The 12,986-nt window shown below is 63.1% G+C and carries 11 protein-coding genes and 1 pseudogene; 9 read left to right on the top strand and 3 right to left on the bottom strand.

The genetic code is table 11. From position 1 onward, the window contains the following. The first annotated feature begins 575 nt into the window (after window positions 1–575). The 3 genes from ACF8C6_RS16575 (at window position 576) to ACF8C6_RS16565 (ending at window position 2,988) form a co-directional block, all read left to right on the top strand. Complete coding sequence (locus ACF8C6_RS16575; protein ID WP_392500279.1) at window positions 576–1,127, top strand: PaaI family thioesterase; 552 nt, start codon at window positions 576–578, stop codon at window positions 1,125–1,127. Between the two features lie 55 nt (window positions 1,128–1,182). Continuing rightward, window positions 1,183–2,334, top strand: a complete 1,152-nt coding sequence (locus ACF8C6_RS16570; protein WP_392500278.1) for a thiolase family protein — start codon at window positions 1,183–1,185, stop codon at window positions 2,332–2,334. Window positions 2,335–2,427: 93 nt separating this feature from the next. Further along, window positions 2,428–2,988, top strand: a complete 561-nt coding sequence (locus tag ACF8C6_RS16565) for a TetR/AcrR family transcriptional regulator (RefSeq protein WP_392500277.1) — start codon at window positions 2,428–2,430, stop codon at window positions 2,986–2,988. A 55-nt stretch (window positions 2,989–3,043) separates the two neighbouring features. On the opposite strand, the gene ACF8C6_RS16560 is transcribed toward ACF8C6_RS16565, so the two are convergent. Continuing rightward, window positions 3,044–3,832 (bottom strand): SDR family NAD(P)-dependent oxidoreductase, encoded by a 789-nt coding sequence (locus ACF8C6_RS16560; RefSeq protein ID WP_392500281.1) that lies wholly within the window; start codon window positions 3,830–3,832, stop codon window positions 3,044–3,046. Between the two features lie 174 nt (window positions 3,833–4,006). Continuing rightward, window positions 4,007–5,236 (bottom strand): annotated as a pseudogene (locus ACF8C6_RS16555) (MFS transporter); the annotation flags it as partial. Window positions 5,237–5,446: 210 nt separating this feature from the next. Between ACF8C6_RS16555 and ACF8C6_RS16550 the strand changes: the two are divergent. Continuing rightward, entirely contained in the window at window positions 5,447–6,733 is a 1,287-nt protein-coding gene (locus ACF8C6_RS16550; protein ID WP_392500276.1) for a diguanylate cyclase domain-containing protein, read from the top strand. On the opposite strand, the gene ACF8C6_RS16545 is transcribed toward ACF8C6_RS16550, so the two are convergent. Then, entirely contained in the window at window positions 6,725–7,015 is a 291-nt protein-coding gene (locus ACF8C6_RS16545; protein WP_392500275.1) for a DUF1883 domain-containing protein, read from the bottom strand. The two genes, ACF8C6_RS16550 and ACF8C6_RS16545, sit on opposite strands and share 9 nt — an antisense overlap. A gap of 171 nt (window positions 7,016–7,186) precedes the next feature. On the opposite strand from ACF8C6_RS16545, the gene ACF8C6_RS16540 reads away from it, so the two are divergent. From ACF8C6_RS16540 to ACF8C6_RS16520, 5 genes are all read left to right on the top strand, one after another. Beyond that, the gene (locus ACF8C6_RS16540; RefSeq protein WP_392500274.1) at window positions 7,187–7,789 is read left to right on the top strand and encodes a hypothetical protein; all 603 of its coding nucleotides are present in this window, start codon (window positions 7,187–7,189) and stop codon (window positions 7,787–7,789) included. A gap of 75 nt (window positions 7,790–7,864) precedes the next feature. Further along, entirely contained in the window at window positions 7,865–8,908 is a 1,044-nt protein-coding gene (locus ACF8C6_RS16535; protein ID WP_392500273.1) for an RNA methyltransferase, read from the top strand. Between the two features lie 101 nt (window positions 8,909–9,009). Continuing rightward, window positions 9,010–10,311: a protein kinase gene (locus ACF8C6_RS16530; protein WP_392500272.1), complete on the top strand. Its 1,302-nt coding sequence runs from the start codon at window positions 9,010–9,012 to the stop codon at window positions 10,309–10,311. Window positions 10,312–10,319: 8 nt separating this feature from the next. Further along, window positions 10,320–11,252 (top strand): endonuclease/exonuclease/phosphatase family protein, encoded by a 933-nt coding sequence (locus tag ACF8C6_RS16525; RefSeq protein WP_392500271.1) that lies wholly within the window; start codon window positions 10,320–10,322, stop codon window positions 11,250–11,252. Between the two features lie 199 nt (window positions 11,253–11,451). Further along, the gene (locus ACF8C6_RS16520; RefSeq protein ID WP_392500270.1) at window positions 11,452–12,978 is read left to right on the top strand and encodes a phospholipase D family protein; all 1,527 of its coding nucleotides are present in this window, start codon (window positions 11,452–11,454) and stop codon (window positions 12,976–12,978) included. Window positions 12,979–12,986 lie beyond the last annotated feature (8 nt).

Below are 12,986 nucleotides of genomic sequence, written 5' to 3'. Positions count from 1 at the left end.
GCTTGCGCCTCGGATCAGATTCTCTTCTCGTCAGCGGGAGGCGAATTCTACAGCGTTCAAAACCGCTGTCAACCACCTCTTTCAACCGCTTTCGATCAAAACCGACCGAAGCACTGACAGAGCAAACCGCCCCGGGCTAACTCACAGCACCCACGACTAGCGAACCCGACAACGCCATCCCCAATGCCGGCTCGGCCTGCGATTACCAAGTGTCTGGCACGATGGAACAAGCCAGCACCCGCGCAGAGCATGCCCGCAGCTCTTACCGCACCCTAACGAGAACAAGCTCAGCGAGATCGCCTCCAGCAGCCATATAGCGGCCATCAGGTAAGTCACCAGCCCCGCCAACACTGCTGTCCCGACCGAAAGCTGTAACGAATGCCGACAAGACCGGCATGTCATGACCCTGGCGACGCATCAAAGCAACGCTAAAGGTTGCCCAGAAACGGAATAAGCAGCCGGAGAGGGATTTGGCCCAGCGCAGCCCCGCAATGGAATCGCCCATTTACATTTCAGCCATAATATTATTTATTGAATGATGACGATCATCAAAAGACACAGGGAGAAGAAGCAAGATGACAACACATAGCCAAAAAGAGCGCCTGATGGCCTGGAAACAGGCCGAGCAAATAGCACGCGACAGGCTCGGTGAGCCCGGTACGTTGTCGCTGCAACAGGTCAGCGAGCTGAGCGCTCAGGAGTTCTTCGACCGAATTGGTCGAGGAGAACTGCCCAGTCCACCCTTCGGGCATCTTGTCGACTTCGTTCCGCTGGAATGGGAGCCAGGGCGGTTTCTGTTCCAAGGCACACCTGACGCACGGCACTACAACCCGTTAGGGAGTGTGCACGGTGGTTATGCAGCCACCCTGCTCGACTCCTGCATGGGCTGTGCCGTGCATACCCGGCTTGAGCCTGGCCAGGGCTATACCACCATCGACTTGCGCATCAGCTATGTACGCGCTCTGACCCGTGACACCGGGCCGGTGCGCGCGGAAGGCAAGCTGGTGCATCTGGGCCGCTCCACGGCCTTGGCCGAAGGACGGATCTACGACGCAAACGACCGACTGTATGCCGTCGGTTCCACTACCTGCATGATTTTCGACCTGCGCGAGCGAGGTGCAGCCTAGAACTGCTGATCCGCACTTCAGCACGAAAATGCCGACCAAATATATGTCGATCAACATGCAAAAAAGGAAATCCAGCATGACCTCCATCGTAATCGCCGGCTACGCCCGCTCCCCCTTTCACTTCGCCAAAAAAGGCGGCCTGATCAATCTGCGCCCCGACGATCTGGCCGCCCAAGTGTTGAAGGGCCTGGTCAACAAACTTGATCTTGATCCAAGCCAATTGGAAGACGTGATCATGGGCTGCGCCTACCCCGAGGCCGAACAGGGCATGAACATCGCCCGTATCGCCAGCTTCCGTGCCGGCTTTCCCGAAACCCTCGGCGGAGCCACGGTCAACCGTTTCTGCGGCTCATCCATGACTGCGGTGCACTTCGCCGCCGGGCAGATCCTGCTCGGTGCCGGCGACGCTTTCCTCTGCGCCGGCGTGGAATCCATGACCCGCGTGCCCATGGGCGGCTTCAACATTTCACCCAACCCCAGCCTGATGAGCAGTTTCCCGCAGGCCTATATGGCCATGGGGCACACTGCCGAGGAAGTGGCTAAACGCTTCGGGGTCAACCGCGAGGAGCAGGAGGCAATGGCAATCGAGTCTCACGCCAAGGCGGCAAAGGCCCGTGAGCTGGGATACTTCAAGGACGAAATCCTTGCGGTGGAGACGCCGGACGGTCTGGTCAGCGAAGACGGCTGCATCCGCCCCGGCACCCACCTAGACGCGCTGGCCCAGCTCAAGCCGGCCTTCGGCGGCAGCGTCACCGCCGCCACCTCCTCGCCTCTCACCGACGGCAGCGCCGCCGTACTGGTGTGCAGCGAGGAATTCGCGCGCAATCACGGTCTGGATATCCTTGCTCGCATCAAGGCCGTTGCGGTCGGCGGCTGCGCGCCGGAGATCATGGGCATGGGCCCTGTGGTGGCAACTCGCAAGGTGCTGGCGCGTGCCGGTTTGAATATCGCCGACATCGCCCTGGTCGAAATCAACGAGGCCTTCGCCAGCCAGTCCATCGCCTGCGTGCGTGAGCTGGGCCTGGACATGGCCAGGGTCAATCTGGACGGCGGCGCCCTCGCCCTTGGCCACCCGCTGGGCGCCACCGGCGCACGCATCACCGGCAAGGCCGCTGCGCTGCTCAAGCGCACCGGCGGTCGTTACGCCATCGCCACCCAGTGCATTGCCGGAGGCCAGGGCGTCGCCACCTTGCTCGAAGCCGTCTGATACCGGCAGGGCTCAGCACCTCGCTGGATCACACAACCTGCCGACCGTGTAACATTAAGGTCGGCATTCCAACCTTTGCCAGGAGCTGATCGCATGCGCTATTCGGAAGACCACAAAGCCAAGACCCATCAACGCATCATCGATGAAGCGGCTCTGCGCTTTCGCCGCGACGGCGTGCTGGCAACCGGTCTACAGCCTTTGATGAAGGCGCTGGGCCTGACTCATGGCGGTTTCTACGCGCACTTCAAATCGAAGGACGACCTGGTCGAGCAGGCCCTCCAGCAGAGTGCCGACCAGCTCAAGGCTGGCCTCACCGACCTTGATCAGGCACCAAACCCGCTACAAGAACTGATCAAGCGCTACCTCTCCTCCGCACACTGCCAATCACCCGGCGCTGGCTGCCCGCTGCCGACCATGTCCGCCGAGCTGGGCCAACGCGGCCAACCCAGCCGTATCACCGACCAGATAGTGCGCGATCGCCTGCAAACCATCGCCAGCGGCCTGTCCGGCGAGGATGCCGACAAGCAGAGCGCGCTGATTCTCTCGGCCATGGTTGGCGCCCTGGTACTGTCGCGAAGCGTCACCGACCCCGAACTGGCGGAATTGTTACGCACCAGCACGCGCGACCTGCTCTTACAGCAAGCCGAGGCCTGAACGGCGCCCGCAAAAAAGCCCCCGAGAGTCCATCCGGGGGCTTTTTCGTTCTACCTCAGCGCTTGTAGCGCGGCGCCGCCTGGTTACGTGACAGGTTCGGCCCCAAGGCCGCACGGGCGGTAACGAAAGCCTGCCAGTCAGCCGCATCCGGCAGCGAGGGAATGGTGATCAGCTCGCCCTGATCGAAACCGGCCAGAGCTGCGTCGACCATCTCGCCAACCTCCATGATCATCTCCGGCGGCAACTTGCTGCCATCGATACCGCTGCGCTCCCAGATCTCGGTCCGCGTCACGCCAGGCAGCACGGCCTGTACCTGGACACCCTTGGCGGCGATCTCGCCATGCAGGGTCTGCGTCAGGCTCAGCACATAGGCCTTGGAGGCGCTGTATACGGCGTTGAACATTTCCGGCGCCAAGGCCACCACCGAAGCGACATTGACGATGGCGCCGCGGCCTGCCGCGGAAAACCGCGCGGCTGCCGCCGAAGCCAGGCGTGTCAGTGCCACCACGTTCAACTGGATCAGGCGCTCGGCCTGCTCCAGATCCGCCTCTGCCAGCGTGCCATTGCTGGCTACCCCGGCGTTGTTCACCAGCAGGCTGATGGCGCCGTCGCCACGCAACCTCTGCTCGACGGCCAGCAGGTCAGTCTTGTCGGTCAGATCCGCCTTGAGCACCTCAACCGCTACACCGTACTGAGCGGACAGGCGCTCGGCCAGCGCCTGCAGGCGTGGCAGATCACGCGCCACCAGCAGCAAGTCATAACCACGCAGCGCAAGGCGCTCGGCGTAGGTTGCCCCGATCCCAGAAGATGCGCCGGTAATCAGCGCCTTGCCTTGCTTGCTCATGGTTAATCTCCGCGATTGATTGAATGACGAGCGTAATATTATATGGCAAGCATCATTAAACAACCCTGAATGCGCTATGACATCGATAGAGGAATAGCTGAGCGGACGAGAAGCCCAAGAACCAATGGCACCAAGCCGAAGATGGCTTGGTGCCAAAAGAACTATGCACGGGGGGGGCGCGGCATCCTCGAAGCGATCGACCTTGCGCAGACTACGAAAGCCCCACATCCAGCCGCCGACCACACCCAGCGTGCACAGGCTGCCCAGTAGCGCCGCCGGCACCGCACCGAACCAAGCCGCACTGCTGCCGGCGCGGAACTCGCCCAGTTCATTGGAGGAGCCGATGAACAGCATGTTCACGGCATTCACCCGGCCCCGCATGGCATCCGGGGTGGAGAACTGCACCAGCGAAGAACGGATATACATGCTCACCATATCCGCACCGCCCGCCACCAGCAGCGCGGCAAAGGACAACCAGAACAGGCTGGACAGCGAGAACACCAGGTTAGCCACGCCGAACACTGCCACGGCAGCAAACATGCTCATGCCCACATGGCGGTTGAACGGACGCACGCTCAGATAAAAACCGACCAGCACTTCACCGATGGCCATGGCACTGCGCAGAATGCCGAGTCCGGTCGGGCCGACCTGGAGCACTTCCTGGGCGTAGATAGGCAACAGCGCCACCACGCCGCCGAGCAACACCGCGAACAGGTCCAGCGAAATGGTGCCGAGAATGATCGGTCGCGATCGGATGAACTGAATACCCGCGGTAAAGCGCTGCCAGGCGGTGGACTCCAGGGCCTGGCGCGCTTCGGCGTAGCGCACCTTGACCAGCCCCAGCATCAGCACGCCGCCCAGGAAGCAGCCCAGGCACACCGCATAGGTCAGGCCGCCGCCGCCCAGGGCATAAAGTCCGCCACCCAGTACCGGGCCGGAGATGGTCGAGGCGCGCACTATCATGCTGTTGGCGGCGATGGCCGGCGCCAAGCGCTCGCGCGGTACGATCTGCGGCAGCAGACTGGACAGCGCCGGGCCGGTAAAGGCGCGGGCGCAGCCATAGAACACCAGCACTATATAGAAGACACCAACTGGCCCCTGCATCAGCGACAGCCAGAGCAAGGCCGCCGCACACAGCGCCTCCACGCCCCAGCTCAGCGCCAGGATCAGTTTGCGATCGTAACGGTCGATCAGGTCCCCTGCCGGCATCAGCAACAACAGCATGGGGATGAACTGGGCCAGGCCGACATAGGCCAACGCCATGGGATCGCGGGTCAGGTCATAGACCTGCCAGGCCACTACCACGGCAAGAATCTGCACAGCGAACATGGCCAGCACACGGCTGACGAGAAACGGCAGGAACCCTGGCTGACGATAAACGGAGTGTTCGGCAAGCACGATGATGGCCTTGTACTGCGGGCTGGCTCGAAGGTCGCAAAATCTACGGGGCAAAGCTATCCCGGCAAACAACTTTCAGGCTCGACACTGCCCGATGCCACAAGCGAGCACAATGTGACGGCGCCGTAGCCAGCAGAAGATAGAAACTCTGGCCAATAAGCACACAAAGTGAAGGCATAATGCCTGCACTGACAGATTTCACCTGGAGAGCCACCGTTGTTTGCCCTGCTGCTCCCACTGCTCGCACTGACCGGGATGGTCGTCCTGGGCCTGCTGTACCGCCGCCTGCAGCAACAACAGTTACTGCTGGAGCGACTCGAAGAAGGCGTTCTGCGCATCAGCACGCAGGGTCTGATCAAGTCGCACAACCCCGCTGCGCGAAGCCTGCTCGGCAGCGACGCCACCGACCTGCGGGGGCACCCGCTTTCCAACTGGCTCCCACCACTCAGTGCAGAAGCGACTCAATCGATCATCCTACAAGATGATGAAGGTCGACAACGTACGCTGCGCATATGCCGAATCCCCGCACGCATCGGCAGTGACGAACTGCTACTTCTTCAGCCGCAAGCTTCTACAGCCGAACGCGAGCGTTTTCAGCGTAGCCAGTACTTCGCCCGTATCGGCACCTGGGACTGGGATATCGACACCGATCGCCTGTACTGGTCGGAAGCCATTTACGCCATGTTTGGCTACCGGGTCGGCGAAGTAACGCCCTCCAACCGGCTGTTCTGTGACAGCGTGCACCCGGATGACCGCGCTCAGGTTCGTGCCGGCGAACTGCGCTGCATCGAAACCGGCGAGAACCACGATGAGGAATACCGCGTGATCTGGCCGGACGGCAGCATCCACTGGCTACGCGAGACCGGCAACGTGATCAAAGACGCCCGGGGCCAGCCGCTCAAGATGATGGGGGTGGTGCGCGACATCACCGAGGAAAAAGCCAGCGTCAGCCAACTGCACAGGCTCGCCCACCATGACCCACTGACCGGCCTGTACAACCGCCTGCGCTTTGAAGAGCACCTGCGCGAAGCCCTGCAACGCGCCCAGCACAATGGCACGCGGGTGGCGCTGGTCTTCATCGACTTGAACGGCTTCAAGGCCATCAATGACGACCTGGGCCACGCCGCCGGCGATCAGGTTCTGATCGAACTCGGCAAACGACTTAAGCAAGCGCTGCGCGACTCGGACGGCATAGCGCGGCTGGGCGGTGACGAGTTTGTCGCACTCCTTGAGGGCTTGTCGCCGCAGCGCCCGATCCAGGAAGAAGCAGCTGCCATCGCCGCCAAGTTGCTGGCAGCGGTGCTACCACCCATCAACCTGGATCAGGGCCAGCAAAAAGTCGGTGTCAGCCTGGGTATCGCGCTCTACCCGGAGCACGGCAACAGCATCGACCGCCTGCTGCACAGCGCCGATCAGGCCATGTACGAGGCCAAGCGCTGCGGCGATAACCAGTATCGCCTGGCCCGCCCGATGCACCTGGGCGAGCAGAAGCACTCAGGCTGAACGGCGAATGAACTTGATCGTATAGTCCATCTGCGGCTTGCGCGTCACGCTGACGGCACGGCGGCTTACCGTATCCAGGGTGACATTCCAGAAGCCATCGCTGGGCACCTTGATACGCGCCGGGAAACGATCGAAGGCACCACCGTGGTAAGTGTGCCGGCCGCCGTTCTTGAAGCTGCGGAAATTCGCATCGTTCATCAGGCGGATGTTGCAGGGCTGCGAGCACTGAATGACGACCGTGTCGCCCTCGTTAAGAAACTCGCGCTGGTGGATGAATTTCATGTACGGCAATCCAGAATGTGAAGCGAAGCGCGCGAAGATAGCACGAGAGCCCGTTACTGGCCGCCTCAGTACGATGGACTGACGCGGCGCTGCTACGCTAGTGAGCGGGGCGCAGCCCTGCGCCAGCGCGCAAATGGTGATACCGCCGCCACATTCAGCAAGGAGCTCAGCATGAACGCAACACGTATTCTCACTCTGTCCCTGGCCAGCGCACTGCTGCTGGGCTGCCAGAGCAATGGCACTGACGAGCTGGACACCACTCAGACTCGCTCTGAGGCCTTCACTCCGGGCGTGCCGGGCGGCGCAGTCACCGAGACTGAAGAGCTTCTGGCCACCGTCAGCGCCGTGGACAAGGCCAACCGTCGCTTCACTCTGCGCGATGCGCGCGGCAACACCCACAGCTTCAATGCACCTGCCGAAATGCAGAACTTCGAGCAACTCGCCGTAGGCGACAAGGTTCGGGCCAAAGTAGCCATGGAACGTGTGGTCTACCTGCGCCAGCCCAATGAAGTCAGTGACAACGGCGCCGCCGGCCTGCTCGCCACCGCGCCGCAGGGCAACAAGCCAGGCATGCTGGCAGCGGAAACCGTCGAAGTCACTGCCGTGATCAAGGGCATGGACACCACCCTGCGCACTGCCACTCTGCAACTGCCCGACGGTAGCGAGCGCACCGTCAAGGTTCGCCCCGACGTGGAGATGAAGACCGGTTACCTCGGCCGCATCGTCGTGCTGCGTATGACTTCCGCCGTCGCCATCAGCGTCGAACCGCAGTAACCCTTGCGCCGGCGGGCAACCACCTGCCGGTCTGCCCTACGCAACACTCAGGCGCGGTGATAGCATGCGCGCCCCATGCGTATCTCCGACATTTATCAGCGCCTCACCGACCTCGGCGCCCTGCCCGCTCACAGTGGGCGGGTGGTGCGCGCCTGGCTGCAAGGCAAGCCGCTGAACACCGGCACCCGACGTCAACATACCGAGCACTTCCTGCCCCTGTCGGTACGCGACGGTTTACCGCAGCTGAGCGACGATCTCGATCAACTGGCCCGTGTGCATTCGGAACATCCGGCTGCCGATGGCTCGATCCGCCTGCTGGTCAAACTCGCCGACGGTCAGATGGTCGAGAGCGTGCTGCTACCGCGTGATGGCCTGTGCGTCTCCAGCCAGGTGGGCTGCGCGGTGGGTTGCGTGTTCTGCATGACCGGCAAGAGCGGCCTGCTGCGCCAGGTCAGCAGCGCCGAGATCGTCGCCCAGGTGGCCCTGGCCCGGCGCTATCGCCCGGTCAAGAAAGTGGTGTTCATGGGCATGGGCGAGCCGGCGCACAACCTGGACAACGTGCTGGAGGCCATCGATCTGCTTGGCACAGAAGGCGGCATCGGCCACAAGAACCTGGTGTTCTCCACCGTCGGCGACCCACGGGTATTCGAGCGCCTGCCGCAGCAGCGCGTGCGCCCTGCGCTGGCGCTATCGCTGCACAGTACCGATGCCGCGCTGCGCGAACGCCTGCTGCCCAAGGCGCCGAAGATCGCTCCCGACGAGCTGATCGAACTGGGCGAGGCCTACGCGCGCAGCATCGGTTACCCGATCCAGTACCAGTGGACGCTGCTCAAGGGCATCAACGACAGCCAGGCCGAAATGGACGAGATCCTGCGTCTGTTCAAGGGCAAATACGCAGTGCTCAACCTGATCCCTTACAACAGCCTGGAACTGGACGACTACCAGCGCCCGGACGGCGAGCGCATCGTGCAGATGGTGCGTTATCTGCACAGCCGTGGCGTGCTGACCAAGGTGCGCAACAGCGCCGGCCAGGATATCGACGGCGGCTGCGGCCAGTTGCGTGCCCGTGCCGTGGACATCGTCAACACCAGCCGGCTGCAGCGCCCTGTTCGCGGATAACCGTCTCGCTGCCAGTGTCTGCATAGACACTGACCACGCCCGCTGGGTATGACCTGTGTCGTGCTACCCTCGCCGGCTTTGCAACCCAGCCATCACCCACCATGCATAGCCTCGAACAACTGCGCAGCGGCGCACTGACCGGCATCACCCGCCTGGACCTGAGCGCCGAACTGAGCGAATTCCCCGCCGAAATCTTTCAGCTGGCCGACAGCCTGGAAGTCCTCAACCTCAGCGGCAATCGCCTGACCCACCTGCCCCACGACCTGTCGCGACTGCACAAGCTGAAAGTGCTGTTCTGCTCGGACAATCCCTTCAGCGAGCTGCCCGAAGTACTGGGCGAGTGCCCGCAACTGGAAATGGTCGGTTTCAAGTCCAACCGGCTGCGCAAAGTTCCGAGCGCCGCGCTGCCCCCGAGCCTGCGCTGGCTGATCCTCACCGACAACCGCATCGAGAGCCTGCCGAGTGAACTGGGCGAACGCCCGCGCCTGCAGAAGCTGATGCTGGCCGGCAACCGCCTGCAGCAGCTGCCCGAAAGCATGGCGGACCTGGCCAACCTGGAGTTGCTGCGCATTGCCGCCAACCATATCAAAGCCCTGCCCGAGTGGCTGCTGCGGCTGCCGCGCCTGGCCTGGCTGGCTTTTGCCGGCAACCCCGGCAGCAATGCCAGCGAGGCCGAAGCGCTGGCCAGCCATCCGTTGCCGGCCATCGCACGTGATCAGGTCACACTGGGCGAAGTACTTGGCCAGGGTGCGTCGGGCATCATCCACCGCGCCCACTGGCAACCTCCTGGCCAGCCGGCGCGCAGCATGGCCGCCAAACTGTTCAAGGGCGAGCTGACCAGCGACGGCCTGCCCCACAGCGAAATGGCCGCCTGCCTGGCCGCCGGCGAGCAGGCCAACCTGATTGGTGTGGCCGGCCCACTGGCCGCGCAAGCGGGCGCAGCGGAGGGTCTGCTGCTGGAACTGATCGCCCCGCACTACCGCCCACTGGCCGGCCCGCCCTCGCTGGCCAGCTGCACCCGCGACATCTACTCAGCAAAGCGCCAGTTCACCCGGCAACAGCTGCTCAATATCGCCCAGGGCGCAGCGGCCGCGACGGCCCACCTGCACCAGCGCGGCATCCTGCATGGCGACCTGTATGCCCACAACCTGCTGGTCGACGCGGCGGGCCACTGCCTGCTGGGCGATTTTGGCGCCGCCTCCTTCTTCGACCCACGCCAGTCCAGCGCACCAGGCTTGCAGCGTATCGAGGCCCGCGCATTTGGTTGCCTGCTGGAAGAACTGCTGCAGCGTTGCCCGCAGCCTGGCCTGGAAGACCTGTGGCAACTGCAGCAGCGCTGCGTGGCGGTAGATCCGCAAGAACGCCCGCTCTTTGCAGAAATACTGGCCCGGCTGGGCGATTGAGCCCGCCCATGTCCAAGCCCAAGCCTGCCCGCGCCCTGTTCAGCCTGGCCATGCTGGGCGGTCTGCTGCTGCCACTTGCCAGCGGCTGGCTGGCAGGCGCATCCGGCACCCTGCCCTGGCTGCTCGATCTCGCCGCGCATTGGCAATGGCTGTTTCTCGGCGGCCTGCTATTGAGCGCCCTGCTGCAGAGTCGGCAGGATCGCCGCTGGCTAGCGCTGTTACTGGCCACGCCGCTGCCCTGGCTAAGCGCAAGCGCTAGCCTGGAGCCCGGCGCAGGAGTAGAGCTGCGCGTGGCCAGCGCCAACGTCAACCCGAACAATCGCGACATCACCCCACTGGCGAGCTGGCTGGAGCAGGCGCAGCCGGATCTACTGGTGCTGCTGGAAGTTTCCCCGCACTACGCCCAAGCCCTACAACAACTCCCCAGCTATACCTATCGCCTGGTTCATGCGCAGGACTCGCCCTTCAGCATTGCCCTGCTGTCACGCCTGCCACTGAAAAACGCCCAGGCTCACGCCGACGACCAGGGAATCGTTCACCTGCAAGCACAAACACGTTTCGCCGACTGCGCGATACACATCACGGCCCTGCACCCCATGCCGCCGCTGACTCCGGCCTACCACGCGCAGCGCAACCAACAGCTGAATGGCTTGCTGGTAGATGACGCGCAGCCACGCCTGCTTGCCGGCGATCTCAACGCCACGCCCTGGTCCAGCGCCTTTAGCGGCCTGCAAGCGCGTGGCTGGCGCCGGGCCAGTGGCCTGGCGCCGACCTGGCCCAGCTTCGGTGCGGGCCTGCTGGGCATCCCCATCGACCATGTGCTGGCATCACGGCACTGGCACCTACTGGGCCACGAGCGTGGCCCGGATATCGGCTCCGACCATCTGCCGGTGCTGGTGCGCCTGGCGCTGCCGCCCTGCCCTGTAGGCGGCGCAAGCTGAGGGCGATCACAGTCGGCAACTGGTGGTTCGCGGCGATGACACACCGGGGGCCACGCGCACAACCACAATCCACCCAACAACTCGCTCCCGGCCAGGTCGAGCCTCTTCATAGCCTGATCGAGGCAGTAGGAGCCAGCGGGTTGGACAGATAACCATCAGCTTGACTAGCTTGAAAGGATCCCAGCTGCGGAGCTACTTCATGCGCGCTCTGATGATACTCGCCTGCTGCGCTCTAGCCGCCTGCGCTCAGCTACCGCCGCGCCCCACTGAGTTGCAGCCGGAGCATGCCCTGCCAGTCGCACAGAGCAGCCCACTGGATCAGATATTCGCCCCGCTTGAGCAACAGCACCCCAGGCAGAGCGCCTTTCGCCTGGTCGACGACGGCTATGAGGCATTCGCCCTGCGCCTGCTCTCCAGCAGACTCGCCGAGCGCAGCCTCGATGTGCAGACCTATATCTGGCACGCCGACCTGACCGGGAAATATCTGGCCCATGCTCTGCTGCAGGCCGCGGATCGCGGAGTCAGGGTACGCCTGCTGGTTGACGATATGGATGCGCGGCAGAAGCACTATGGCTTCGCCGCCCTGGACGCCCACCCGAACATCAGCGTGCGCCTGTTCAATCCCTTTGCCTCGCGCAGCGGCATGTTCAGCCAGCTAGGAGAAATCTCCAGACGTTTCAGCGAAGTCAACCGGCGCATGCACAACAAGAGCTGGATCGTCGACAACCGCTTGGCCCTGGCTGGTGGTCGCAACCTGGGCGACGAATACTTCGGCGCCAGCGAAGAAGCCAACTTCGTCGACCTCGACATGGCCATGGCTGGCCCGGTGGTGCGGGACGCCTCAGCCTCGTTCGACCGTTACTGGAACGCCGATGTGACGTATCCCATCGCCCTGCTGGCACCTGCTGACGTGAACCGCAAGGCTCTCAACACACTGCGGGAAACGCTCGGCAAGCATGCACTCGCCGCCCCCACCAGCCACTATGCCCAGGTACTGCACCAGGACGAGATGGTCCACAACTTGGTGGTGGGCAAGTGGCGCATGCACTGGATCGATGACTACCGCTTCATCAGTGACGATCCGCTCAAAGTGCGTAAACAGGAAAGCGGCCAGAGCTCTCAGGTTCTGCAGGGCCTGCTAGGCGGCGCTCAGACCTGCCAACAGGACATGTTGATCATCTCACCCTACTTCGTTCCGGGAGAGGTCGGTATGGAAGCGATCCAGGCTCAATGCCAACGCGGTTGCCAGATACGCGTGGTGACCAACTCCCTGGCAGCCAATGATGTGGTGGCCGTGCACAGTGGCTACCAGAAATACCGTGAACCCATGCTCGCCGCCGGCGTGGAACTCTGGGAGCTAAAGCCACAATTCAAGAAACGTATTCGAGCCAGCCTGTTTGGCTCATCGGGAGCGAGCCTGCACAGCAAGGCGCTGGTAATCGATGGCGAACAGATCTTCGTCGGCAGCTACAACCTGGACCGTCGATCCGGCAGCCTCAATACCGAGCAGGGTGTGCTGGTCCGTGACCCGCAAATCGGCCAACGCATGCGCGAGCTGTTCGCCCAGCAGGCCAATGGCGAGCGGGCCTGGCAGGTCAGCCTGAAAGACGGGAGCCTGGAGTGGCGCGATGAGGATGGGCGTTATCAAACAGAGCCTAAGACGAGCATGGGTAAACGCATGCTGACCTGGCTGATCGGGCTGCTGCCCATCGAGAAACAGTTGTAGAGGGCATC

The sequence above is a fragment of the Pseudomonas sp. zbq_18 genome (assembly GCF_043102245.1).
In the GTDB taxonomy this organism is placed as follows: Bacteria; Pseudomonadota; Gammaproteobacteria; order Pseudomonadales; family Pseudomonadaceae; genus Aquipseudomonas.
Note: the sequence above shows the minus strand (reverse complement) of the source record. Positions and strands in the feature narration are given on the sequence as shown.

Excerpts from the sequence above, each read along its gene's own strand:
- ACF8C6_RS16575 (WP_392500279.1), top strand. The coding sequence starts at position 576 with ATGACAACACATAGCCAAAAAGAGCGCCTGATGGCCTGGAAACAGGCC.
- ACF8C6_RS16570 (WP_392500278.1), top strand. The coding sequence starts at position 1,183 with ATGCAAAAAAGGAAATCCAGCATGACCTCCATCGTAATCGCCGGCTAC.
- ACF8C6_RS16565 (WP_392500277.1), top strand. The coding sequence starts at position 2,428 with ATGCGCTATTCGGAAGACCACAAAGCCAAGACCCATCAACGCATCATC.
- ACF8C6_RS16560 (WP_392500281.1), bottom strand. The coding sequence starts at position 3,832 with ATGAGCAAGCAAGGCAAGGCGCTGATTACCGGCGCATCTTCTGGGATC.
- ACF8C6_RS16545 (WP_392500275.1), bottom strand. The coding sequence starts at position 7,015 with ATGAAATTCATCCACCAGCGCGAGTTTCTTAACGAGGGCGACACGGTC.
- ACF8C6_RS16540 (WP_392500274.1), top strand. The coding sequence starts at position 7,187 with ATGAACGCAACACGTATTCTCACTCTGTCCCTGGCCAGCGCACTGCTG.
- ACF8C6_RS16535 (WP_392500273.1), top strand. The coding sequence starts at position 7,865 with ATGCGTATCTCCGACATTTATCAGCGCCTCACCGACCTCGGCGCCCTG.
- ACF8C6_RS16530 (WP_392500272.1), top strand. The coding sequence starts at position 9,010 with ATGCATAGCCTCGAACAACTGCGCAGCGGCGCACTGACCGGCATCACC.
- ACF8C6_RS16525 (WP_392500271.1), top strand. The coding sequence starts at position 10,320 with ATGTCCAAGCCCAAGCCTGCCCGCGCCCTGTTCAGCCTGGCCATGCTG.
- ACF8C6_RS16520 (WP_392500270.1), top strand. The coding sequence starts at position 11,452 with ATGCGCGCTCTGATGATACTCGCCTGCTGCGCTCTAGCCGCCTGCGCT.